A 23,474-nucleotide genomic window follows, 5' to 3' on the forward strand; every position below is an offset into this window, starting at 1 on the left:
AAAAATGGATGAGGTGACGAAAGAAAAGAATATTTCTTCCAAAGAATTTTAAAAGTGAGCTTAAAAAGGTGGGAGGTGCTGAGAGCGAAAAAGGATTATGACAAAGGGAGAAAAGAGAAATCACAAAATGGATGCATGAAATTTTTTGCACGGAATAATAGAGCATATTCTACAAATAAAAGAAATGCAACACAAGAAATGGAACGTTAAAAAAAGCAAAAGTTTGAAGACGAAATAAAGGTTGAGGCGTCTTCTTTTTTCATACTAGGAAGGTGGAAGGAGGGAAGAAGCAGCAAGCAAACCAACGAATTAAGATTTGATTATTATCAATAAGTATTACAACAAACTTGCTTATTTGCACAATAGCTATATTGAAGTATTTGATCCAGTAGCAACGAGTAAAATGTGGGAGAAAACACCTGTTGGCTTTTTTAAAGTTGTAAACAAGATTAAAAATCGTTCTTATCATATAGGTCATATACATGATATAAGGTTTGATGTAATGTCTTACTTCTTTCTCCCTAAATATTCTTTCTACTCTTTGTTTTTTCGACATTTTTTATACCTTCTCTTTTTTATAATGTAAAGTACACAAAAGCATAAAACAAGAGGAGGAGCGCAGATGAACATGGTAGCAGGTGTAGAAACAAGAGAAGAAAAGACGACCCTAAATGATGAAGAGATTGTTCAAGCGTTTCAAAAAGGCGACGAAGGTGTTTTCAATGTGCTCATAAAGAAATATGAGTATTTGGTCTGGTCAAAGGTAAAAAGATACTTCCTACTAGGAGGAGATCGAGAAGATCTCTTACAAGAAGCAAGGATAGGATTATATAAAGCTGTTCGCGATTTTAAAACCGAAGGGATGAGTTCATTTAGGGGATTTGCTGATCTATGCATTACACGTCAACTCATTACAGCTATAAAGGCAAGTGCTCGTCAAAAACATTCCCCCTTAAACAATGCCATCTCTTTAAACATACCTAAGAATTCAAAGCGATTGGAAGACGATTTGATTCTTATGGAGATGCTTCCTCACCCACGTGCTGTAAGCCCCGAACAAGCTACCGTGGAAAAAGAAAATAAAAGAGAAAGGGAACAGAGGTTACAAGAAATACTGTCACCTATTGAAAAAGATGTATTCGCTCTATATATGAAGGGACAAACGTATATGCAAATCTCTCAGGACCTACATCTTTCTCAAAAAACAGTAGATAATGCGCTTTACCGAATTAAGAAAAAAATGAAGCATCAAATGCAGTATCTGTATTTACAGCAATCATCCTGACAGACGTAGATAATTTACTGTAAGCTATCTCTCTTTAATATCTAATAGAAGAAACCTTCCCAAAAAATAGTTATTTATTTTTAATAGATTGATGATGAGTGAAACGAATATTTTGTAGAAATTTCGGGTTCTAAAAGCGTTGATTTATTACAAATAATAAATTATCCTATTACTAGTAAAAAAAGGAAGGGTGGACGTGAAACAATGATTAATTAATCCTATTTTCTAAGAAAAAATTCGTTAAATAATACGATGGTTTTTTCTGAATAGGATTAGACTGTACTTTTACATACAAATCAAATTGATCATTGTATTCCTTTCTTTCGGAATGTCATGCCAATATTGTTGTTGTATTGTACTTCCTCCTGTTCAGAAAATACGCAGGAGGTTTTTTGTTTTGGAAGAGAAATTACCCGTAAACCATTCAACAAAGTTGTTTGGAAACCGTGTTTTTCAAGCTATTATTATCTCTGGGGTATTCTTGCAAATAGGAATATGGGTTAGGAATTTTGCTGTACTTCTTTTCATAATGGAGAAGACAAACGGCGACCCATTTGCAGTATCTTTGATATCTGTAGCAGAATTTGCACCAATTTTTATTTTCTCTTTTATTGGCGGAACATTTGCAGATCGCTGGCGTCCAAAACGTACCATGGTGTGGTGTGATATTTTAAGTGCAATATCTGTATTTGCTGTGCTTGTCACGCTTATACTTGGATCTTGGCACATTGTTTTTTTCGCCACCTTAATTTCTGCAATCCTTTCCCAATTCTCCCAGCCTTCAGGGATGAAACTGTTTAAAATGCATTTACCGGAGGAGCAAATGCAGGTAGGGATGTCAGTCTATCAAACGGTCTTTGCGATATTCATGGTTCTAGGACCAATACTAGGGACATTTGCCTTTCAAGCCTTTGGTATAAATCTCTCCATTGCCATCACAGGTACAGCCTTTTTACTATCAGCAGCAGCACTCACTTTTCTACCTTCCGACCGAAAGATGGAAGAAGAGAGTGGGACTACATCACTGCTAAGTGAAATGAAAAGTGGTATTAAGTATGTTTTGGGGAAGAAAGAGTTGAGCCTGTTAGGTCTATGCTTTTTAGCAGCTGGACTAGGAATAGGGTTTATTCAGCCTCTCTCCATTTTTCTTGTAACAGAGCAGTTGGGTTTAGCAAAAGAAAATCTCCAGTGGTTACTTACAGCTAATGGAATTGGCATGATCTTAGGAGGAGCAGTAGTAATGATCTTTGCCAAAACAGTAGCACCGCAAAGGCTGCTGGCATTTGGAATGGTTGGTAATGCAATTGGGTTTGCCATAATGGGATTATCAGTAAATCTATGGCTGACGCTGGGAGCTCAGTTTCTAAATGGTCTCATGTTACCATGCATTCAGATCGGCATCAATACGATGATCTTACAGAGAACGGAGGCTGCTTTTATTGGCAGGGTCAATGGGATTCTAAGTCCTCTTTTTACAGGAGCCATGGTATTGACGATGAGTGTAGCTGGTATTCTAAAAGAGCAGTTTTCATTAGTTGCTATATTTGAGGCAGCAGCAGTCTTGTTTATTATAGGTTTGCTTTTTATATTACCTCTATATAATCTAAAAGAGGAGACAAAGCAGAAAGGTATAGAATTAGGAGAGTAAAAAACTAATTATGAATGCTTATCTAAATACCTATAATGAAAAAAAAGCATTTTTATTGTAAAGTACAACCAAAGGAAATTGAATAAAATACGGTATGTTTTAATTCTAAAAGATGTGGTACACATATAGTACAGTATCAATATCATGTAGAATTGAATGCTGTGAAAGGTTAAATACTTAGCTTAATGAAGGGACTGGTTCGGTTTTGAAAGACGTAACAGCGACTTCAGCAAATGTATTACCCCAATTGACAAGTAGGTATTGTGATTTAACGAATGGTACTCTCGTTATGAACCGTTATACGTAACGAAAGGGCCTCAAAAGGGCAATTGAACATGAGAATTATTTTATTGTAAGAGAGGGGAGCCTGCATCATTTTTGATGCAGGCTCTTATTATGTTGATGATATAAAGTAAGGTACATAAGGATTGAATCTGAATATTGCTTGTAGATACAAGTTCTACTTAATTTGAATAATTGTTGATATATGTAAGGTTTTGTAGATAACTAAATTGCTCCCACATATTGAATATTTATCCTATATCAAGTACAATAAGTTGAATATAAGTTCAACTTAAAAAAGAGGTGTTTATAAATGAAAATTTCACGTTTTAATAAAGATTGCGGTAACTCTGTTGATATGAACATTATGGATGGATATCTATTTGATTTTCCAACGAATGTAGTTGAACTTCAAAAAGAAGCTGCAGACTCTTTTTTCACAGATGCAGTTACAGCTCCAGAAGAATTCAAGAAACGCATTTTACTTTCTACAACCATTGAGGGGGAAGAGAAGGAGCGTTATTTCTTAGTAGGTGACATTGCAGCTAGTCAATTGCTGGCCAACAATCACATTAATAAATTACATAATAAAATTACAAGTCATATTCCATACATCACCTTTTTAGCTGCCATTGCGTATTACCATGCGTTACATGCAAAAAATAAAAAGGACACTACAATTGAAATTGACTATTTTTCTACCATGTTACCAATCTGGCTACTTAAGAAAGAGAGCACATTTGGGGCGGCTCAAAAAGCTATGGCTAATCGCTTCTTAGGCGACCATACGTTTACCGTGCATACGCCTGGTTTTGAAAATACTCTAAAAGTATTAGTGGAAGAAAGTGCATGCTTAAAAGAGGGAGAAAGTGCACGTTTTGCGTTAAAAAAAGACTTAACGCTTCAAGATCGGGAAGATGCGAATGAGTATGTAGAATGTGAAACAGTCATGGTGGACATAGGCGGTGGTTCCATTGATGTGGTTATTCTACCTGAAGGGTTGAAAGCTGCGAATAGCCGCGAATCATTTCAAAGCATTGAAGGCATTCCTTATTTAGCGCATATTGATAAATTGCGTAAAGAGAAATTTCTAGAATTATTTACAGACTTACGTGCCTTTGATCAATTTATTCTCGATAACTACAGCAAGCAAAAGTTTGTATTAAAAAACGAGAACACAGGTGAATCTATTGATTTAACAAGTACAATCAAATCTTCACTACGAGAATATGTGGAAATCTTATTGGCTAAATTAAATGATGTCGCACCACCACCAGCGAATAAACTACGTAAGTATGTGTACTGTGGTGGGGTAGCTCCCACTTTAGAAGTAGCGATCATGAATAGTATGCGCGAAAAAATTGGGGAAGAACGTACGGAGAAGTATCATAAGGTTCCCCAAGATAGCCGCCATTTAAATTTATTCGGCTTGGAGATTCGTAGTATTGGTTACGTTCAAAAGAAGCAAGCAGTAGAGAAGAAAGCCGTTAAATCCTAACAACGTAGGTGATAGGGATGTCAGAGCGTCAAAATGCGTTTACCATTAAGACAAATCGATTGAGTGATGAAGTTTATAATAAACTAGCTACATATGCTAAATCGCGTAAGTTAGGGGATTATATTTCCTCCTTAATTCTACGTGACCTAGACGGTTCATCTACTGAAAGAAAAGCAATTCAAGACCAAAAAACCTACGAAATGCTTGAACATATCAAGAATGAATTAGCTGATTTAAAAGAATTAGCCAAAACAACAGGGTTTGTAGGAAACGATTCCTTCAAAGAAGAAGAGCCTTCAAAGGTTCCCCAACTGAAAGAAGGAAAGGTTGCAGATTTAGCAAATATATCTGGCTCATTAGACGATGATGACTTAGAAGAATATAACGATTTTTAAATGAAAAGGCCACTAAAATTGATCAGCATCCCAATTTTAGTGGCTTTTCTATTTGAGTTACCACAGTCGGTAGTTCAGAAGGTTTAAGGAATGGATATCGTAGTCATTTGATTGAGATTTTGGCCAGATATAATCATAAACACTGGTTGGTTTTCGTTTCTACATTTGCAAACACATCCTGCTATCTTATAAAATAGGGGTAAGAAATAAGAAAGATAGGAAGAGGAATTCATGTCCACAAAATTAGTAAATTTACGAATTGATTTCGCTTTTAAACAATTATTTGGTACCAAAGGTAGCGAGGACATCTTAACAGGTTTTTTAAACGCTGTTTTAGAAAAGTCTCTAGAAGCACCCATTAAGTCTCTTCAATTGGAAGACCCACACCTTCACAAGGCTTATGAAGATGACAAGTTATCTATCTTAGATTTACTAGCTACATTGGATAACGGAACACAAGTGAATATCGAGATTCAACTTCGTAATACGCATGATATGGTCAAGCGTTCTTTGTATTATTGGAGTAAATTATATACGTCACAAATGCAAGAAGGGATGCCTTATCGTGCTTTACGAAAAACCATCACCATTAATTTATTGGATTTCATTTTATTCTCTTCAGATGAAGAATTTCAAACGACAGGTCAGTTGTGGGACACAACAAAGCAACGTGTTTTAAGCGATGATATTGAAATTCATTTTGTGGAAATTCCAAAGCTTGTGAAACAGTGGAGGGAAGAAAAAGTCAACCCATGGGAAAATGCATTCGTTCGTTGGATATTATTATTACCAGCTCATGAAGATGAATATTTAACTCAAACATTGGAGGAGATTGCGATGAATCAAGATCCAATTCTACAAAAAGCGATGGATAAATGGGAAAATATGAGTCATGATTCTTCATTCCGAAGCGCATATGAAGCGCGTGAGAAATTGCTACTTGATGAACAAGCTAAACTAGCCCATGCTCGTGAGGAAGGGCTAGAAGAAGGTATGGAAAAGGGATTGGAAAAAGGGAAAATCCAGTTGATTCGTAGCATGTATGAGAATGGTATGACTTTGGATGATATTGCAAAGTTTACCGGTTTAAGTATAGAAGAAGTAGGAAGAGTAATACGATAATATAGAGGGTGACAAAAGCTTTGCGAAAGGTTTCGTAAAGCTTTTTTATTTTATAATCGCTTCTCAACAAAATAGCCTAAAAAGGTACACCTTTTTAGACTATCTAGAATCAAATGATCAAATGTCTATTTAGTTAATAAATTTAATCTTTATGGACATATAAAAAGTATTTTACCTTTATAGACGAGATGTGATATTTAACTTTAGTTAACATAAAACGTGTTGCAAAAACATCGAAAAGTCCGTAAACGTATACTTTTACGGACGGCGAATTTAATTGTGTTCCAAACGTTAAAGCAATAAAGCCAAGGATTTTCTTTGAATTGTTGGGATTTTTTTAACTTCACCTAAATCGGTACACTTTCCTTTGTTATCTTTCATGAAATCATAGGCAAAACTATCACTCACTTTAGAAATCTGCATGTATGGCTATTAATTTCACTAGGTGTGTTAATCATTTATATTTACCAAAATTCACTCTCATTGTTACCGGACATTAGAATGATTAAATATAATTGTTTCAAAAAAACAACTCCAAATGTATATAACTATCCCTCATTCTGCGAATTTATAAAATTAGATCATTTCCCTCTATAATTATTGATAATTTTCAAATTGCAGAATATAATAATAACAAGAGTTTACCACAGGAAACTTTTTAGCGTACGGTAAATAAGCGTTTCATCATTTAAAAATGATTCCCTCATTATGAATAAAAAGAGTGAGAGGTAGCCTGGAACTATCTCTCACTCTTTTTATCATTATTTTACTTGTAGCTCAGCAATCATATCTTCTAGACGCTCTTTCTGTGCTTGAAGCTCTTCCATAGAAGGTTGATAAGATGAAATAGTTTGTTGTCCACCATATGCCTGTTTAGGTTGAACCAAACGTTGTAATTGCCCACCGTTTTGTTCATATAAACGGTAGCCTACTGCGCCTACCACTGTTCCTGATACAAATCCCATTAGAAAATCGCGATTAATCATTATAAAACTCCCCCATAATCTTAAGTTTTTTATATCAATTCATACAAAAGGTATGAATGAATATCTTACGTAATTGTAGATAGCTTTTGTGATTGCACTTTCTGCTTTTCATGTAACAATTCCAACACATTCACAATCCATGTAATCATTGCTACATATAGCATATTTGATGGCCCTAGAGATAACATCGTAACAATTCCAGTTAAAATATCTGGGTGCCTCATTTTATTGCTCGTACCATGGGATAAGACCGTATAGCCTGTCGCAACTACTGCTCCATATACGAGTGCATCTGGTTTATAAAAAGATGCTTTTCGAATACCTGCCAGTAGAAGTAATCCCCCAGAAAACAATGTACGTAGCCAATCGTTTCGTGTGGCAGGATCCATTTGAATCATAATATCATCTAATGGATCTAAACGCGTTTGCTGAAAAAAGATAGATACATAACGAAAAATGGTATTGCGAGAAAGTTGTGAAACATCATAGTAAATAAGCATGGTTTGAATAGTGGGTTCTATTCTCACACTCGTTATACCTTTTAAAGCAGAAAACATATGCTCTATTTCCACATGATTTTTCTTATCTCTCAATGCTGGGATATGAAATCGAATACGACCTGGTATATCATGCAGAACGTAGAATTTGGGATTCATTGGTTTCCCTCCCTAGCCATAAAATTCTTGCACTATTTATTACTACACCAATAGTGGCCGCATTATGAATAGCTGCTCCCACAATTGGAGAGAAGATACCTAAAGCACCGAATAAAATTGCAATACCATTAATAGCAAACGTGGCAATAAAGTTTTGTTTAATAATGTTCATGGTCTTTTTAGATAGTCCAACTAACTCAGAAAGCATTTCTGGGTTATCAGACGTAATAATAACATCACTGGCTTCTGAAGCAATGTCTGTTCGTTTAGCACCCATGGTTACACCTACATGAGCATGAGCTAAAGCTGGTGCATCGTTAATGCCGTCACCTACCATCATGACAGCTCCCGTTCTTCCATACTTCTTCACATAAAAGGCTTTATCATCTGGCAGAGCCTCTGCATGATACCAATTCAGTTTTAAGCGACGCGCCATCTCTCTTGCAACCGTTCTCTTGTCTCCAGTAAGCATAATGATGTCGTTGATACCTTGATGTCGAAGATTATTCACTGCGCGGTGCATACCAGAACGTATTTTGTCAAAAATGCTAACTACTCCTACAAGCGTTTGATCATAAGCAACATAAATCACATTTTCGTCGTTTTGCATTTGTTGAAGTAAGTTGGTTGTTTTAACTTTTAATTCATTCATAAAGCGTAAACTTCCAACAACAACTCTTTTACCATTTAGCCAAGTGGAAATTCCTTTTCCTACCGTTGTTTCTACCTGAGCATTATTGTCTCTAATAGGAATTAAAATGTTCCAATCTTTCGCTTGCTTCATAATTGCATTAGCAATAGGATGGGTAGAATTTTTCTCAGCTGCTGCAGCTAAACGAATGACATCTTCTTGATTAAAACCTTCAGCAGCAATTACTTGCTGAACCACAGGCGTTCCTTCTGTAATAGTTCCGGTCTTATCAAGAATAACTGTATTTAGTTTAGACATCTTTTCAATATGATCACTGCCTTTAACAATAGCCCCTTCTTTTGCAGCACGTCCAATGGATGCATATAAAGCTGTGGCCGTTGATAATTTAATTCCGCAAATAAAATCAATAACTAACATACTCATCGCTCTGTTAAGGTTTCGAGTGAAGAAAAATGTAAGCAGTGCTAAACCAAAAGAAACAGGAACCATTTTTTCAGCTACTGTATCGGCTATATTTTGAATAGGAGCGCGTTTATCTTGTGCTTCCTCCAACAGTTTCACAATTTTAGAGAGGGATGTATCTTCTCCTACTTTTTCAACTGTTACCGTAACGTGTCCACTCTGCAAAACACTTCCAGCGTACACATTATCTCCACCACTTACCTCTCGTGGCATATACTCCCCAGTAATTGAAGCTTCATCTGCTGTACCGGTCCCCTCTATTATGATTCCATCCACTGGGATCTTTTCTCCAGTAAAAACTACAACCTTATCACCAACTTGAATATCCTCGACTAAAACCTTTTCTTCAACGCCCTTTTCCTTTACTCTCCAGGCATATGAGACATCTAATTTTAGGACGGAGTGAATATAATGTTTGGTTTGTTCAGACGTATAGTCTGTTAATAGCTCACTAATAGTAGACATCAAAGTGATAATTAAAGCCGATCCTGGATTCTTCATATACAAAGAAGCGAATATAGAAGCAGCTGTTAATGTGTTGGCATTCCCTTTTCGTTCTTTTAAGACATGAACAACACCATCTTTAATTACCTCATAGGAAGTACCAATAGCAGTAAAGGTGCTAAGCCAATAGGAAGCTGCCTTTACTATAGCAGGATATGAAGAACGTTGAAGGTACCAGTTAACTAAAAATATGGTCCCACAAGCTATGATGGGTATAGCTTTCTTCCATGGATATGTTGCTTGCTTAAGTGTGTGTTTATATTTATAGATGAATGATTTTAGGCTGTATAAAGAAAGAGTAATATGATGATAAATTAGTAGACTTCCGGTTACTTGATTATAGCTTGCAGAATATATCCCTGGAAAAGAGCGTAACCAAGTTTCAATATGGCTTATTTCCAGCTGTTTAGGTACATAAAACCGGGTTCTTCCAGGAAGAGAATGAGCTACCTTTATCCCGAACACCATCACCTATTCTTTTCCCCCCTTACTCTTAATGATGTTGTATGACCAATAAAGTAAGCTTGCAGAAAACGCAGGCGCACTTCCAAAGGTCTGAATTCCTTTCCCTAATAAAAATAGAACAAATAAACTATCAAAGTCAGCAAAGCCATTAGTTTGCTTTTTAATCCCTTTATCTATAAATCCAAGTGTGTTAGTCATGCCGTTCATCAATGTAGCATCTTTGTTTAAAATGGCGTTAGCTGCTATTTGTACGATATAACTCATCAGTTCATCTAGCTCTTCCTGGTTAATATGAGGTACAACAAATTGAAGCAGCAAACTTCCGGTTAGTTCTGAAGCTTCTGATGTTAGAATAAGAGGATGTTTTTTTACTTCTTCCGTTAGAGCATGTGCAATGATACGGTGCTTCCAACTGTCACATTGTATACGGAGCCGCCCCGGCATCGCATGCACTACTTTTATTTTTTGATCACGGAATTGAGACATAATTTTTGGAGCAATAAAAGAGGCACCTAAACCAATTACAGTAGGAAGCATGCTCATTCCTCCCTTTCCTTAAGACTTATATTCTTCTTGATATATTTGTTCAATAAGTTGAAACCACTCTTCAAGTTCTTTGTTATTTGTCATATGGGAAGCTTTATATGTAATAAGTAAACTTCCTGTATCTGGTGTAAATATTGCATCATACACAAGGACTTGAGACTTCAAATTTAATATAATTAATTCAATTAGTTTTTTATTCTCTTTCCAAATAGTTGAACGAAGTCTAATTCTTCCTGGAATAAAATGCACAAGATCAATTTGTAACTTATGTAGTTTTCTTTCTACATGCTTCATCAGTATCTTCTCTTTAATGCTCATCAATATTTTAGATACCACCAATCATTTTTCTTTATTTTACCAACTTATATATTTTATAACAATATGAGTATTAAAATACTGTAAATTTTATTACGCGCAAGTAAGCAATAAAATTATCTCTGTTTTAGGATAATGATAGATATATTTTTTATAAAAAGAATGAATCTATATAAAAAAGAATGAAAGGTGTTATTCTTTCATTCTTTTTCTTTACTTTAGATGTTTAAAGTCTCTTTATATTCATATTTAGCATTAGAATGAACCAAATATTTTTCCTTATACCATTAAATTGTCCTTAAGGAAAATTATTGTCTCGAAAGCAATAAATATGGGTGGTAATGAAGATATAGTTATTCCAAAACGAATCATAAAGAGGAATGTTTATAAGAAATTCTATATACTGTCTCGGTCAGTCTTTCTCTTAATTTAGTTTAGTGTGCAGTTTGCCGTACTAATTTTAGTTTCTTTTATGTTAACGTTAAGGACAACTTTCGCATGGGTTTCTTTAAGCAGAGCTATCCATTTATTTAAGTCCAATCCTTCAAAATGTATTTTTGTAATATTCACCAATTAAATGAAGAGATTACAGAAAGCCAAATCTCCAATTAGTAACTATGCTCTTGAAAAAACCACTATATTCTGGTGCTAAATTCAATGATGCTAAGATAAGAAATGGAAAAACTAAATGTATTAATTTTTCTCAGTTCTATATCTTATAATTTTTACATAATATATATCTAATCGTAATCATTACGTTTTATTAAGGAGATATAACCATTATTTTCGAGGTTTTTATCTTTTAAATAAATTTTTTATATTAACTCTTTTTTATTAGGTGCATAATGTGTTTAAACTCTATCATATAGTTTTAGTAATTGGAGGTGAAATGATAGATTATGACAACTCTATCACAGTTAAGTAAAGACCTAATAGGTGTGCTGTTGCTAGTGCTTTTTGGTTATTGTTTTTTCTTTGTCGATATAAATACGCACGATTTAGCTATCCCAGCATCTCTATTAAATGTAAACTCCATTTTTTTAAGCATTGTACTTGAGGCTATACCCTTCATTTTAATCGGAGTATTTGCATCTGCCCTGATTCAAGTATTTGTCTCAGAAGAATTCATTCAACGTCTAATTCCAAAAAATCCGTATATAGCTCTTTTACCAGCTGTTCTAGTAAGTGCTCTTTTACCTATTTGTGAATGTGCCATTATTCCAGTTGTAAGGCGTTTATTAAAAAAAGGAATGCCTCTTCATATCGGTATTGTCATTCTAGTTGGTGCACCTATTTTAAATCCTGTTGTCTTTGCTGCTACTTTTTATGCATTTCAGTCAAATACGTCTATCGTTTACAGTCGTATGGGACTGGCTGTCGTAGCTTGTCTGTTAATTGGTTTTTCCATTTACTTCTTTTTTAAAAATTCAAATCAGCTACGACATGTACACGTTCACGAACATGAAGAAGCGAAAGCAGGAAATAAGTTAAAACAAACGTTGTATCATGCTAGTGATGAATTTTTTGACATGGGCAAATACTTACTATGCGGCGCCCTCGTAGCAAGTCTGTTTCAAACCTTTTTAGATAGACAATTATTAACAAACCTTGCAAGTAATGAATTTATGTCTTCTGCCGTTATGATGGGATTTGCTTATGTACTGTCACTTTGTTCAGAAGCAGATGCTTTTGTTGCTTCATCTTTTTCTCATACATTTTCACCTACAGCTCTTCTTGCCTTTCTACTATATGGTCCTATGATGGATTTTAAAAACACCATTATGCTATTGTCTTTTTTTAAAAAACGTTTTGCATTTAGTCTGATTCTTATCATTACTGTGGTTGTATACGTTATTGTCATGACTTATGGGATAGTTAGTAGATAGGAGAAGTGATATGAAAAAAATTGACCAGCAATTTGTCATCTATATAAGGGGGATATTACTAATTGGTTTTTCCCTCCTTATGTTTAAACTCATATTAACAGGTAAAATCATTCAATTTATTGCGCCTAAAATGATGCCTTTTATATTATTTTCTTCTGGTACCTTTTTTTTGTTGGGAATTATACAAATTTGGCGAAGTAGTATCAATAAGGATTTATCTTGTGAATGTGGTCATGATCATACGGAAAAAGGAAAAATTCGAACAACGTTTTTTTACTCTTTATTTCTATTACCTATTATGACGGGCTTTTTATTTTCAAATCACACACTTGATAGTTCGGTTGCAGTAAGAAGAGGGTTAAGCTTTTCAGTTAATACGCCTGATACTCCACAACAAGCCGGAAATGATGAAAAAATTGACACCACTAATTCAGAATTGGAAAAGGATACGAATGATTTCCTGTTTGGAAATTCAGAGGAAACACCAAAGAATGTTCCAACAAGACACCAAAATAGTATTGCTGCTAAAGTAGCACCTAAAGGTTTTTATGAATTACTTGAAAAGAAGCTACTCAAAAAACCGAAAATTTCTATAAATGATACGGATTATATTCCAGTCATGAACATTATTGAAAACAATACAGATCAGTTTGTTGGAAAAAAAATCGAAGTCAGTGGCTTTGTATACCATGAAAAAGGATTTAAAGATAATCAATTTGTTGTTGCTCGTTTTGGAATATCTTGTTGTGCAGCAGATGCATCTGTATACGGCTTATTATCTACACTAGAAAATGCCTCAACATTAAAAAAAGATACTTGGGTTCATATAAAAGGAATTATACAAAAAACTACGTATAACGAAGAAAATGTCCCCTATATTCAGGTTCAACAGATTGAGTCCATTGACCAGCCTGACAATCCGTACGTATATGAACTTTATCAAGGTGAACAACTGATAGGCCCTGAAGAATAAAAAGACTATAAGATATATGTATGCTACCAAGGGCCAACTACACGTAATTTATTCGTTATGTTAGATACTTGGGAAATACAATGGTGTCTAAAAAACTATACTTTTAAGGACTGTAAAATTTCTTATTCTATTTAATAAGTGGAGAAACGTTCTCAAAGGAGATTAACTTTAATTTTACATAGAACAAGAACAATTAATGCGAATCTCAGCGCTTTAATTTTTTTGATTTTTACTATCATCGATCCTTCAAGATCCTGTTACCATAAACATGATTATTAGAACAAAAAGAAGGTTCCTTGTCGAATGTTAAGGAACCTTCTTTTTGTTCATTATCTCAGTTTCTTTTCAACAATTTCATCCTGAAGTTTTTCAATAAATTTATCTAAATTGAACGTTTCAGACTTTTCCTCTCCGTGTTTTCGTACATTTACGGAGTTACTTTCCATTTCCTTATCTCCTAATACCAAAATATAAGGAACCTTAGCCACTTGAGCTTCTCGAATCTTATATCCGAGCTTTTGTTCTCGATTATCTAATTCTACTCGAATTCCCTTCTGTCCTAACGTTTCTTTAATTTGTTGTGCATATTGCTGGTGAGCTTTCAGCGATACGGGAATAACCTTTACCTGTACAGGTGCCAACCATGTTGGGAAGACACCTCCAAAGTGTTCAATTAAAATCCCAAAGAAACGGTCAAGAGATCCAAAAATTGCACGGTGAATGACAACTGGACGCTGTTTTTCGTTCTTTTCGTTAATAAAATTCAAATCAAATTTTTCTGGAAGCTGGAAGTCTAATTGAATTGTTGCACATTGATGACTTCTTTTTAAGGCATCTTTAATATGAAAATCGATTTTAGGACCATAAAATGCTCCGTCGCCTTCATTCAGTTTATAATCAAAGTTCAATTTTTTTAATACGTTTTCTAAAGAGCTTTCAGCAAGTTCCCATAAGCTATCTTCTCCCATTGAGTCTTCTGGTCGAGTTGAAAGTTCAATATCATATTCAAAACCAAATGTTTTGTAGATATAATCGACTAATTCAATGACCGATTTAATTTCACTTTCAATTTGTTCAGGAGTAACAAAGATATGAGCATCGTCCTGACAAAACGTACGTACTCTTAATAATCCATTTAGAGCCCCACTGAATTCGTGACGGTGAACTTGACCGAATTCTCCCATTCGAATGGGTAAATCTCTATAGGAATGGAGCTTATTTTTAAAGATAAGCATATGACCAGGACAGTTCATGGGCTTTAATGCAAATTTAGCGTTATCCACTTCTGAAAAATACATATTATCCTTATAATGATCCCAGTGACCAGACTTTTCCCATAATTGTTGATTCATCATAAAAGGAGTACGTACTTCTTCGTAATTATGCTTTTCTTGAACGGATCGTAGGAATTGCTCCAGCTGATTTTTAACCATTTGTCCTTTAGCTAGATAAAAAGGCATTCCAGGTGCTTCATCAGAAAACATAAATAATTCTAGTTCATTTCCCAATTTTCTATGGTCTCTTTTCGCTGCTTCTTCTAGAAACATCAGATACTCATTTAACTGTTTTTGAGAACGAAAAGCTACGCCATATACACGTTGTAACATTTGGTTGTCGCTGTTACCTCTCCAGTATGCTCCTGATACTTTTGTTAATTTAAACGCCTTAACCATTCCAGTAGAAGGAAGATGTGGGCCTCGACATAAATCGAAAAATTCCCCTTGTTTATAAATCGTAACTGTTTCATTCATAGGAATATCACGTAATAACTCCAGTTTCAACTCGTCGTTTATCTCGCTAAATATTCTTTCAGCTTCACTACGTGTCACTTCAGTACGTTCAATAGGATGATTTTCATTAATAATTTTCTTCATTTCATGTTCGAGTTGTAGTAACTCATTAGAAGCAATCGTTGTAGAAAGATCCATATCGTAATAAAATCCATCTTCAATAACTGGTCCTACCCCTAACTTCACATTCTTATGTACTCTTTTTACTGCCTGAGCAAGTATGTGAGCTGTTGTATGCCTCATAATTTCTAGACCTTCGTCAGAATCTACTGTTAAAATTTCGATTTCTGCATTTTGATTAATGGCTCGATGCAAATCATACAATTCTCCATTTACTTTACCCGCAATAGCTTTCTTCTTTAGGCTAGAACTAATGGATTCTGCAATAGCATGTAATGTAATACCTTTTGAAAATTCTTTCTCATTTCCATCTAAAAAACGAATTTGAACCAAATCTTTACTCATGATAACCTCTCCTATTTAAATAAAGTCAAAAAAAAAACATACTCGTCCCTAAGTAAGGGACGAGTATGTTTTCACACGTGGTACCACCCAAATTCCCATCAATATAAATATATCAATGGCTCTGGTGCTGTAACGTCGCAAACGTTATTAATTACTACTAGTTCACTAATAAAGCTCCAAGGTGGTAAATTATCTTTCTTTCTTAAGGGCTCACAGCCAAAGACCCTATTCTCTGTAAAGAAGTGTAAAAATAATTCATGTCCTTTTCGTTGCTTACCTATTTATTTTTGAACATAAAAAACCGCACTCATCCCTCTAACAGGGACGAGTGCGGTCGTGGTACCACCCTAATTTTATAAAACACTACAAGTGTTATATTCTCAAAAAGATAACGGATTTCCCGATTGCGGTTACTCTATCTACATATTTCCCCACAATAGCTCCAAGGTGGTAAATTATTTCTCTTTCTTAAGGGCTCACAGCCAAAGGCCCTATTCTCTGTAAAGAAATATAAAAATAATTCGTGTCCTTTTCAACGCTCAACATGTTCATTTCCAATAAATAGAATTATAATTTATATTATTTGTAAATGTCAATACTTAATTCTAAATATGTAATTAATTAGAATTAATTTATGTTTCAGATATGCACGTAAATTTCTCCCTAAAAACTAATTTAGAGGAGCTGGCATATGCATAAAAAATGAGACCTACACAAACATAAAGTAATTTACGTAATCCTATTTCGTTGAGTTAGAAAAATAGCAAAATAAAAAGCAACCCCGACATGGCGGACGAGGTTGCTTCTTCATGATTCAAACTTAGTGAAGAATCATAGCATAGCACCATAACTAATAATATCATATCTTTACCATATATACTATATTTTACATATGTCGCATATGAATAAAAGGTGCACTTTTTATTCATCTATTTGTCACTCAGCCCGAGGCCAAACATTGATAAATCAAGGATGTATAAAAAGCTGCATAAACCATAAAAAGAGAACTCAACAAACCCCTTATGCGGCAAGGGGTCTCTTTGATGATGTCTTCCGGAAAGAGGTATTATGTTAAGTATGAGTATAAAGATAAGTTATACCAATCAAAGGTTGTCCAGTTCAAGTCTGTTTAACCAGTTATGCACTAATTCATTAAATACATCAGTTTGTTCAATTTGTAGGTTGTGACCAGCCATATCAAGCACTGCAAAAGTGGCCCTTGGGTAATCTTCGATTAGTTGCCACGCATCCTGATAGCCCACTACATTATCCTGACGCCCTGTTATAATGAGTGTGGGATGCTCAAGTTTAAATGAAATATCAAAGGTAAAGCCATATCCATTTTGACGAATGCTGTTTACAAATTCATGATTTGTTTGTTTAGAAGGAAGTAAAATTTCATTTTGAAACCTCTCCCATTCAGTTTGACCTTGGACTACCCCCATGGAACAAAATTCATCAGCCTCCTCTGGAGACAAACGTGATATCAAGTCGTTGTCTTTCTTTAGAACAGTCTGTTGGGGCACCACTCTTTCATCATGTTCAGGTATAATCAATGGTGCCATTAGTAGTAATCCACGAACTTTTTCCTGACGTGAATGAACTATACCTCTGGCAATGTATCCTCCATATGAATTGCCACAAACAATAAACTGTTGGTCAGGTATAATTTCGTCCAAAAGACATAATATCGCTTCTAAAATATTATCAGAGTTCTGAATAGATAATTGAGGCTCGGAATTGCCCATCCCTGGTAAGTCTATGTATATTCTCTTCCAATGGCTTCGTTTCTCGAATAACGGTTCCATTGCATTTAACATCACTTGATGGTCAAGTGTCCAACCATGCAACATAACGATGGGATATCCATCTCCAATTACTTTATGGTAAATCGACAAATTTCTTTCCCCTTTCTGTGTATGCCAAATGTATCTGCATGAACATTTGATGTTCCCATACATATATTGTAATCTTAACAAAATTTCTTTTGAAAATGGATTTATTTTGATCATTGTATAACCATTAGTTTATTGGTTTATATATTAATCTGTATTAATATCTAAAAAAGAGAAAAAGAGCACTGGCAAATGATTATGTGCTCTTTTTCGTTCCTGTAAGCTACACTATGTTAACTAGACTCGCATATGATATTCATTCAGTTCTCTCTTTATAATGTGTTAAAATGTAATTATAAGGAAAAAGGGAGATGTTTATATGTTTACAGTGGGGATCGATGTTAAGAAAACAGAAAAAGAATTAATCATAAAATGGCAACTTGCTAAATTTAATATTGCACTAGAGGATATTATTGAAGTTACGGAAGATGATACATATGGCGGTAAAGAAGCTGATGCAATCCGTATAGGTCCTCCATATGGAACAACTGATCGAATCTTCATTAAAACTAAGAAGCAAGATTATATACTTTTCACTACAAACAGGGCAACAATCTTAAACAGAATACACTCATAATCAATAATTTTTATGTACATATAATGGCCATATCTAACCGTAGATGTGGCCATTAATATTTAGCTTTACTATCGGGAATTTATATTGTGGTAACTAAATATAGCTTAATTCGGGGCAAACAGAAAATTTAATTTACATAATTTAAAATTATTGGAAATTTATATTAATCATTATTAAACTATAAGGAGAGTTTAAAAAGGTAAAAGTATTGGAGGATTAAAGTGAAGAAACAACGATCATTTTTTTTATGTTTAATTCTAGGTGTAACTTTAGGAATAGTGTCTAAGTACTTAGATACTTTCACTGGTTACGATGGAAATTGGTTAATGAATATTCCCTCGTATTTAGGAGATCTATTTACAAGGTTAGGCATCTGGATATTAATTGCTACAACAATAGCTGCATATAGCAAAACACAGATTGATTCTGCTCTTAACACATTCATATTTTTTATAGGAATGCTTATTAGTTATTATCTCTATTCAGCCTATCTATTTGGCGTTTTTTCAACCAGTGATATTATATATTGGAGTATTCTCGCAGTAGTGTCTCCTTTCCTAGCAGTAATTGTATGGAGTGCTAAAAATAATACCAGTTTATCTTGGATTTTACCAGCACTGCCTATAGCATTGATGTTAACTCTTTCGCTAGGTTCAGGATTTTTTTATATTGCATTAAATCACATTGAAGAATTAATTATGTCTGTTATTTTGTGTTTCATCTTTTACCAATCTCGAAAGCAATTAATAGTAATAATGTTTGTTTCCTTTGGTCTGTCGTTCGTTATTAAACAAATAAGCCCATTCCATTTTTGATTCCGGTATATGGATTATGGTAACTAGAAGTAAATGTTCTATACATATAAAATATACCTAACTAAGTACATTAAAAGGAGATGTTCCTATATTGTTGGATTATATACGGTTAGACTGGGATTTACCTATTTTACCTCAATTACCTAATGACTTTAAGTCTGCTGCTATTCTATTTCATCCTTTTATTCAGATGCCCAATGGCTGGGAAAAATCAAAGAGAGAAAATCCTTATCAGAATATATATCCTAGTGATGAGGAAATGATTAACCTTAGCGAACCTATATCATGGAAAGAAGTAATGTCCAAGAGTAATTTAAAATCTTATAAGGAATTGTCATTAGCACTGCATACTTCTACCGGTGCGCTTAGATATCAATATAAAAGGGAGGATTTGGCCAATCTATTCAACTCCTATCTTGAAATTACTCCTGATTTATATTATCCAGATTCTGATCGCACTTCATTATTTATAATCGATAGTTTATTAAAAGTTCTTTGTTCAAAGAACTCAAATACTCTCTATTTCTCTGAACCTATTTATGGCATGAATGGTTCATTTGAAGCCCAGGATAAGTCACCTTTAGAAATAGGTAACTTATCCCCTAATGATTTAATTATTACAGATAAAAATATGGGTTTTGCGTTTATGAGCATCTATGATTCGTTTACAACATTGCTTCTAGCCAAAGAAATAAATATTGAGAACACAATTAAGTCCGTTAATCTTGAAGCTTTAATATGTGATAAAGAAACATCTCTTAGTTGGTTCCTTTAGTAGGTGCCTAAAAATGATTTTATGGTAACTAGAAGACTATAGTATATAGGCTGTAATAGGGCTATTACGAAGGAAAGAGTAAGGAGTGCTAAAGTGTCTGTTGAAAGAGATAATATGATTAATTCTTTAAGAAAAAATGTTATTCCTACTTTGAGAGATCGTGGTTTTAAAGGTTCCTTTCCTCATTTTTATCGGAAACTGGAGAATCGTGTTGATTTGTTAATGTTTCAATTTAGTGCTTGGGGTGGAGTTCTCTACATAGAGGTTTCTAAATGTTCTCCAGAAGGTCATATAGATGTATCTCAAATGTTTTATACACCTAACAAGGTAAAGGTCTATAATATTGATACCCCCCATAGACAAAGGTTAGGAAAAGAAATAGGTGAAATGTTTGAATTTAATAAAGATAACACAGAAGTGATTTCATTGAACGTAAGAGAATCATTGAAAGAAGGAGAAGAATGGTGGAATTCTTCTCCTAATTGGTGGGTTTAATACCATAATTAAGTAACTATAAAAGTTGTTGTGTACACTTAAGTTGTATATGATATTCATAGTTATAAGTGCTCAAAAGGCAGGGATATTGTATGAAAGATAATTTGATAAAGAAGATATATGAACAGGGTTATCCTGATGCACAAACTGCACCTTTAGTGTCTCTAGAAGAGTTTTTCGAAGGTAATGAAGATGAAGGCTCTATTGGCTGTAACCTTATGGACCATCCAGGAATTGATACTTTTTATTCTGTTTTATTTGAGATTAAAAGTAAGCCAAGTGTACAAGATGTACTTGTTGAAATTATGGAAGTTGAAGACGGGGAATATTGGCCATTTTCGGAAAGAATCTATATCCTATCAAGCGCTAATCCCGAAGAAATAGAGGAATGGGTTAAAACCTTAGAACCTGACGAGATCGAGGAAGGTTATATGTTTGGTACCCCCCTATTGCTCCAGAGTTGTATCCTAATCATAAAGTGTTTGGAGTTTGGTGGGATTGATAAATAAAGCTTTATCTAAGTTGACCTCTTTTGTTGTAATCCCACTACTTATCATGTTAGGTATGCTATTTTTCGCAATGAATTTTGGTGAAAGTTAAAAGAAGCGAGCACAGAACGCTTGCTTCTTTGGTCTACTTAATCAGCACATTTGTCCCAATTAAAAGGCTTCTGCTCAAGTTTTTCTGCTTTTTTTTCATCGACTGTCATAACAACCCAAATGTTCCCCATTTTATTTAATACTTTCAATACGTTATTTCCGTCAACTCTCTTATAAAGGAAATATCCTCTTGTTCCTTCTAAGCCATTTTCCAAAAATAATCTCATTGATCCAATGCTACCTCCGACAAACAAGTGTTGCAATGAGATCTGATCAGAGTGGTCATTCATGCTATCTCCTGCTTTTAAATCTAATTCTCTGTTTGTGAATTCCTGAAACCCAGATAAATCTAAGCTATAACTTTTAACAATATCTCTTAGCACCCTATCATCAAGTTTTTTATGATACTCTTCAAATTCCTCGCTACAAGCTTTCTCAGGTTGATTTCTTTCTTCTGTTGAATTGGCAAATACAGTTCTGTAACTTGTGCCATAAGCGAAAATACTAAGTATCAGCAATAAAAGAACTGCCCTTTTATTCATATAACTCACCCTATATTCATATTTTGTTGTATTTTTGCCCAGTTAGATTGTGATTATCCTTCAGGTTTCCTAAAGTAAATGCTGCTTTGATTCCTTCCTAATAAATATGTATTCAATAGGGGATAGTAACTAAAAAATGTGAGGGAATAACATGAAAAAACTTACCTTAGTTATAGTTTTATCGTTTATAGTACTTGTTTATCCATATCAAGCCAATGCAAGTAAAATGCCTTGTAGTCTGATATTAGAACCTTTAGATAAACATTTAAAAAACGCAAAAGGCACAGCTCTAATTTACAAAGTACAATTGAATCCACCCAGTTTTGCTCGAACAAACATTAGTATTATGGCTGCCCACCTCCCTCACCCTTCTACTTATGGTAGGTATGATCAATATGAAGGATTTGCAACCATTCCAGGTTACATTAGTTGGCGTTTTAAACTATATTCTACACCTGAAGAAGATGGCGTTACGTGGGCTGGAAAGTTCGATTGGATTACGGAAGAGATGAAAAACGTCAAGATACAGGTGCGCCCTTCAAATTCTAAAACAGAAAAATTAGGATCACCACTCTTACAAGGTACCCTTTCATCTTGTAATTGAGCTAAATAGCCTACTACTTGAAACGATTCGTTTAGTTTAATACATGCTCATTCAATATTCCTAAACTTTATGTAGGTGATTAAAAAAGAAACCTTTGTCCATATAGACAAAGGTTTTTCAAATTTATTAGAATAGGGGGAATATGTTATTAGTCTGACCAGATTTATAGATTCATATACATATAAATTTAAAATTAAATGTTTTAATAGACTCTGTTTTTAAAAAATAACCTCATATAATTCCTGTTGTCATTTAAGTAAATAATAAATTATTTCATTTATTATTAAGGTTTTACCATTTACTCTAACTGACGACAAATATGGAGTTATTCTCTATCTATATATAAATTGTATAATCTTATAGAGAATGATACGAGATTAAAATGTATATAGATTTTTAAGTAAATTTAATTTAATTTTATTAATAGAAGTAATGGTTAACGTATTTTATTAAAAATAGTGTTAACTATTACATGCCTTGTAGAAAAACTGCGTATTTGTCGTCAGTAAGAGTAAATATTAAAACTATTATTTTTATAAGGTAGTTTATATATTTACTTCTTTACATAAAATAAATTGATTTTATATTTTTAAATTAACTTAACTTATTAAAAATGCCTTAATGATAAATACTTATAAATTTTACATTAAGATAAAGTGAATAAAACAATTTCTTAAAAGATAAATAGAGGGTAGAGTGGTATATGAGAAGAGATTAAATCTCTATGTGTCGTCAATAAGTGTAATTAATAAAACGTTTATCTTCAAAAGCTAATTTTTATCTTTTCTCTGATAAATATAATGAATTGATCATCACTATCATTTCTCTTTAAGCAATTATCTATTAATTATGTTGTTATATCCAATTGAAGATATCTAAAAAATATCTAAAATTAATATAGGAGTGTAATCATGCATATTACATATTATTCTATGTCTCACTTCATCTATCAACCTTGCATAAAAAGAGCGCAAAAGGGAATACTGTTTGCAAAAGAGAAAAGATAAAGGGGTTGACGTTTTATGGGAAATAATGTACTTAACGGAATGGATTCGGTTGATCCAAATTTGCGTGATGAAATGTTGGCTGAATTGTTTTTGGATCAAATGATGAATGACTTTAAAAGAAGTAAAATCCTCGAGAAAATTGATCACTCCTTAAAGAATAAAGATAAAGAAGCTTTTTTACGTTTAACAGAGAAATTAAAATCTGTCTCTTAATAAAAACAATATAACATAGAAG

General features: G+C 33.8%; 22 protein-coding genes and 2 other annotated features. Of the genes, 14 read left to right on the plus strand and 8 right to left on the minus strand.

Annotated features, from left to right (window positions below; all coding sequences use genetic code 11):
- Positions 1–622 precede the first annotated feature (622 nt).
- The 5 genes from sigH to ACFX4E_RS24335 all read left to right on the plus strand — a co-directional run bounded on the left by sigH (position 623) and on the right by ACFX4E_RS24335 (position 6,230).
- Positions 623–1,285, plus strand: coding sequence for an RNA polymerase sporulation sigma factor SigH (sigH, locus tag ACFX4E_RS24315; protein WP_016766094.1), 663 nt, complete (start codon positions 623–625; stop codon positions 1,283–1,285).
- Between the two features lie 397 nt (positions 1,286–1,682).
- On the plus strand, positions 1,683–2,933 hold the full coding sequence (locus ACFX4E_RS24320; protein WP_377256839.1) for an MFS transporter: 1,251 nt from the start codon (positions 1,683–1,685) through the stop codon (positions 2,931–2,933).
- Between the two features lie 595 nt (positions 2,934–3,528).
- Positions 3,529–4,713, plus strand: coding sequence for an Alp7A family actin-like protein (locus ACFX4E_RS24325; RefSeq protein ID WP_016766092.1), 1,185 nt, complete (start codon positions 3,529–3,531; stop codon positions 4,711–4,713).
- Between the two features lie 17 nt (positions 4,714–4,730).
- Positions 4,731–5,108 (plus strand): hypothetical protein, encoded by a 378-nt coding sequence (locus tag ACFX4E_RS24330; protein ID WP_016766091.1) that lies wholly within the window; start codon positions 4,731–4,733, stop codon positions 5,106–5,108.
- Between the two features lie 231 nt (positions 5,109–5,339).
- Entirely contained in the window at positions 5,340–6,230 is an 891-nt protein-coding gene (locus ACFX4E_RS24335) for an Rpn family recombination-promoting nuclease/putative transposase (RefSeq protein ID WP_377256845.1), read from the plus strand.
- A 761-nt stretch (positions 6,231–6,991) separates the two neighbouring features.
- Here the strand turns inward: ACFX4E_RS24335 and ACFX4E_RS24340 are convergent.
- From ACFX4E_RS24340 to ACFX4E_RS24360, 5 genes are all read right to left on the minus strand, one after another.
- Positions 6,992–7,216 carry a hypothetical protein gene (locus tag ACFX4E_RS24340; RefSeq protein ID WP_011106165.1) on the minus strand — a complete coding sequence of 75 codons (225 nt, stop codon included), beginning with the start codon at positions 7,214–7,216 and terminating at the stop codon, positions 6,992–6,994.
- 65 nt (positions 7,217–7,281) lie between these two features.
- Complete coding sequence (locus ACFX4E_RS24345) at positions 7,282–7,872, minus strand: HMA2 domain-containing protein (protein ID WP_048021443.1); 591 nt, start codon at positions 7,870–7,872, stop codon at positions 7,282–7,284.
- On the minus strand, positions 7,844–9,958 hold the full coding sequence (locus ACFX4E_RS24350) for a heavy metal translocating P-type ATPase (RefSeq protein WP_377259550.1): 2,115 nt from the start codon (positions 9,956–9,958) through the stop codon (positions 7,844–7,846). The genes ACFX4E_RS24345 and ACFX4E_RS24350 overlap by 29 nt, the downstream gene beginning before the upstream one ends.
- Positions 9,959–9,961: 3 nt before the next feature.
- Entirely contained in the window at positions 9,962–10,492 is a 531-nt protein-coding gene (locus ACFX4E_RS24355) for an HMA2 domain-containing protein (protein ID WP_377259547.1), read from the minus strand.
- 18 nt (positions 10,493–10,510) lie between these two features.
- Complete coding sequence (locus ACFX4E_RS24360; RefSeq protein WP_377259544.1) at positions 10,511–10,795, minus strand: HMA2 domain-containing protein; 285 nt, start codon at positions 10,793–10,795, stop codon at positions 10,511–10,513.
- Between the two features lie 920 nt (positions 10,796–11,715).
- On the opposite strand from ACFX4E_RS24360, the gene ACFX4E_RS24365 reads away from it, so the two are divergent.
- Positions 11,716–12,702 carry a permease gene (locus ACFX4E_RS24365; protein WP_377259541.1) on the plus strand — a complete coding sequence of 329 codons (987 nt, stop codon included), beginning with the start codon at positions 11,716–11,718 and terminating at the stop codon, positions 12,700–12,702.
- 10 nt (positions 12,703–12,712) lie between these two features.
- Positions 12,713–13,675, plus strand: a complete 963-nt coding sequence (locus ACFX4E_RS24370) for a TIGR03943 family putative permease subunit (RefSeq protein WP_377259538.1) — start codon at positions 12,713–12,715, stop codon at positions 13,673–13,675.
- A 329-nt stretch (positions 13,676–14,004) separates the two neighbouring features.
- Here ACFX4E_RS24370 and thrS read toward each other — a convergent pair whose 3' ends face one another.
- Together thrS and ACFX4E_RS24380 are read right to left on the minus strand one after the other, a co-directional pair.
- Entirely contained in the window at positions 14,005–15,930 is a 1,926-nt protein-coding gene (gene thrS / locus ACFX4E_RS24375; RefSeq protein ID WP_377259535.1) for a threonine--tRNA ligase, read from the minus strand.
- 52 nt (positions 15,931–15,982) lie between these two features.
- Positions 15,983–16,209 (minus strand) — a binding site (T-box leader).
- A 38-nt stretch (positions 16,210–16,247) separates the two neighbouring features.
- Positions 16,248–16,475 (minus strand) — a binding site (T-box leader).
- 558 nt (positions 16,476–17,033) lie between these two features.
- Complete coding sequence (locus ACFX4E_RS24380) at positions 17,034–17,828, minus strand: alpha/beta fold hydrolase (protein WP_377259532.1); 795 nt, start codon at positions 17,826–17,828, stop codon at positions 17,034–17,036.
- Between the two features lie 316 nt (positions 17,829–18,144).
- On the opposite strand from ACFX4E_RS24380, the gene ACFX4E_RS24385 reads away from it, so the two are divergent.
- The 5 genes from ACFX4E_RS24385 to ACFX4E_RS24405 all read left to right on the plus strand — a co-directional run bounded on the left by ACFX4E_RS24385 (position 18,145) and on the right by ACFX4E_RS24405 (position 20,996).
- Complete coding sequence (locus ACFX4E_RS24385) at positions 18,145–18,402, plus strand: SunI/YnzG family protein (RefSeq protein WP_098526020.1); 258 nt, start codon at positions 18,145–18,147, stop codon at positions 18,400–18,402.
- A 221-nt stretch (positions 18,403–18,623) separates the two neighbouring features.
- Positions 18,624–19,217: a hypothetical protein gene (locus tag ACFX4E_RS24390; RefSeq protein ID WP_377259529.1), complete on the plus strand. Its 594-nt coding sequence runs from the start codon at positions 18,624–18,626 to the stop codon at positions 19,215–19,217.
- A gap of 91 nt (positions 19,218–19,308) precedes the next feature.
- Positions 19,309–19,992 (plus strand): DUF2711 family protein, encoded by a 684-nt coding sequence (locus ACFX4E_RS24395; protein ID WP_377259526.1) that lies wholly within the window; start codon positions 19,309–19,311, stop codon positions 19,990–19,992.
- 93 nt (positions 19,993–20,085) lie between these two features.
- Positions 20,086–20,487: a DUF4304 domain-containing protein gene (locus ACFX4E_RS24400; protein ID WP_377259523.1), complete on the plus strand. Its 402-nt coding sequence runs from the start codon at positions 20,086–20,088 to the stop codon at positions 20,485–20,487.
- Between the two features lie 92 nt (positions 20,488–20,579).
- The gene (locus tag ACFX4E_RS24405) at positions 20,580–20,996 is read left to right on the plus strand and encodes a hypothetical protein (RefSeq protein ID WP_377579917.1); all 417 of its coding nucleotides are present in this window, start codon (positions 20,580–20,582) and stop codon (positions 20,994–20,996) included.
- 128 nt (positions 20,997–21,124) lie between these two features.
- Here ACFX4E_RS24405 and ACFX4E_RS24410 read toward each other — a convergent pair whose 3' ends face one another.
- Positions 21,125–21,628 (minus strand): hypothetical protein, encoded by a 504-nt coding sequence (locus ACFX4E_RS24410; RefSeq protein ID WP_377259517.1) that lies wholly within the window; start codon positions 21,626–21,628, stop codon positions 21,125–21,127.
- Positions 21,629–21,779: 151 nt separating this feature from the next.
- Between ACFX4E_RS24410 and ACFX4E_RS24415 the strand changes: the two genes are divergently transcribed.
- Positions 21,780–22,232, plus strand: a complete 453-nt coding sequence (locus ACFX4E_RS24415; protein WP_247807467.1) for a YoqH family protein — start codon at positions 21,780–21,782, stop codon at positions 22,230–22,232.
- Positions 22,233–23,254: 1,022 nt separating this feature from the next.
- Positions 23,255–23,452 carry an IDEAL domain-containing protein gene (locus ACFX4E_RS24420; RefSeq protein WP_098525980.1) on the plus strand — a complete coding sequence of 66 codons (198 nt, stop codon included), beginning with the start codon at positions 23,255–23,257 and terminating at the stop codon, positions 23,450–23,452.
- Positions 23,453–23,474 lie beyond the last annotated feature (22 nt).

This window comes from Priestia sp. YIM B13491, assembly GCF_042787605.1.
GTDB classification, from domain to species: domain Bacteria; phylum Bacillota; class Bacilli; order Bacillales; family Bacillaceae_H; genus Priestia; species Priestia megaterium_E.

Bases quoted from the DNA above. Each gene is read 5' to 3' on its own strand.
- sigH (WP_016766094.1), top strand. From the start codon at position 623: ATGAACATGGTAGCAGGTGTAGAAACAAGAGAAGAAAAGACGACCCTA.
- ACFX4E_RS24325 (WP_016766092.1), top strand. From the start codon at position 3,529: ATGAAAATTTCACGTTTTAATAAAGATTGCGGTAACTCTGTTGATATG.
- ACFX4E_RS24330 (WP_016766091.1), top strand. From the start codon at position 4,731: ATGTCAGAGCGTCAAAATGCGTTTACCATTAAGACAAATCGATTGAGT.
- ACFX4E_RS24335 (WP_377256845.1), top strand. From the start codon at position 5,340: ATGTCCACAAAATTAGTAAATTTACGAATTGATTTCGCTTTTAAACAA.
- ACFX4E_RS24340 (WP_011106165.1), bottom strand. From the start codon at position 7,216: ATGATTAATCGCGATTTTCTAATGGGATTTGTATCAGGAACAGTGGTA.
- ACFX4E_RS24345 (WP_048021443.1), bottom strand. From the start codon at position 7,872: ATGAATCCCAAATTCTACGTTCTGCATGATATACCAGGTCGTATTCGA.
- ACFX4E_RS24350 (WP_377259550.1), bottom strand. From the start codon at position 9,958: ATGGTGTTCGGGATAAAGGTAGCTCATTCTCTTCCTGGAAGAACCCGG.
- ACFX4E_RS24355 (WP_377259547.1), bottom strand. From the start codon at position 10,492: ATGCTTCCTACTGTAATTGGTTTAGGTGCCTCTTTTATTGCTCCAAAA.
- ACFX4E_RS24360 (WP_377259544.1), bottom strand. From the start codon at position 10,795: ATGAAGCATGTAGAAAGAAAACTACATAAGTTACAAATTGATCTTGTG.
- ACFX4E_RS24365 (WP_377259541.1), top strand. From the start codon at position 11,716: ATGACAACTCTATCACAGTTAAGTAAAGACCTAATAGGTGTGCTGTTG.
- ACFX4E_RS24370 (WP_377259538.1), top strand. From the start codon at position 12,713: ATGAAAAAAATTGACCAGCAATTTGTCATCTATATAAGGGGGATATTA.
- thrS (WP_377259535.1), bottom strand. From the start codon at position 15,930: ATGAGTAAAGATTTGGTTCAAATTCGTTTTTTAGATGGAAATGAGAAA.
- ACFX4E_RS24385 (WP_098526020.1), top strand. From the start codon at position 18,145: ATGTTTACAGTGGGGATCGATGTTAAGAAAACAGAAAAAGAATTAATC.
- ACFX4E_RS24405 (WP_377579917.1), top strand. From the start codon at position 20,580: ATGAAAGATAATTTGATAAAGAAGATATATGAACAGGGTTATCCTGAT.
- ACFX4E_RS24410 (WP_377259517.1), bottom strand. From the start codon at position 21,628: ATGAATAAAAGGGCAGTTCTTTTATTGCTGATACTTAGTATTTTCGCT.
- ACFX4E_RS24415 (WP_247807467.1), top strand. From the start codon at position 21,780: ATGAAAAAACTTACCTTAGTTATAGTTTTATCGTTTATAGTACTTGTT.
- ACFX4E_RS24420 (WP_098525980.1), top strand. From the start codon at position 23,255: ATGGGAAATAATGTACTTAACGGAATGGATTCGGTTGATCCAAATTTG.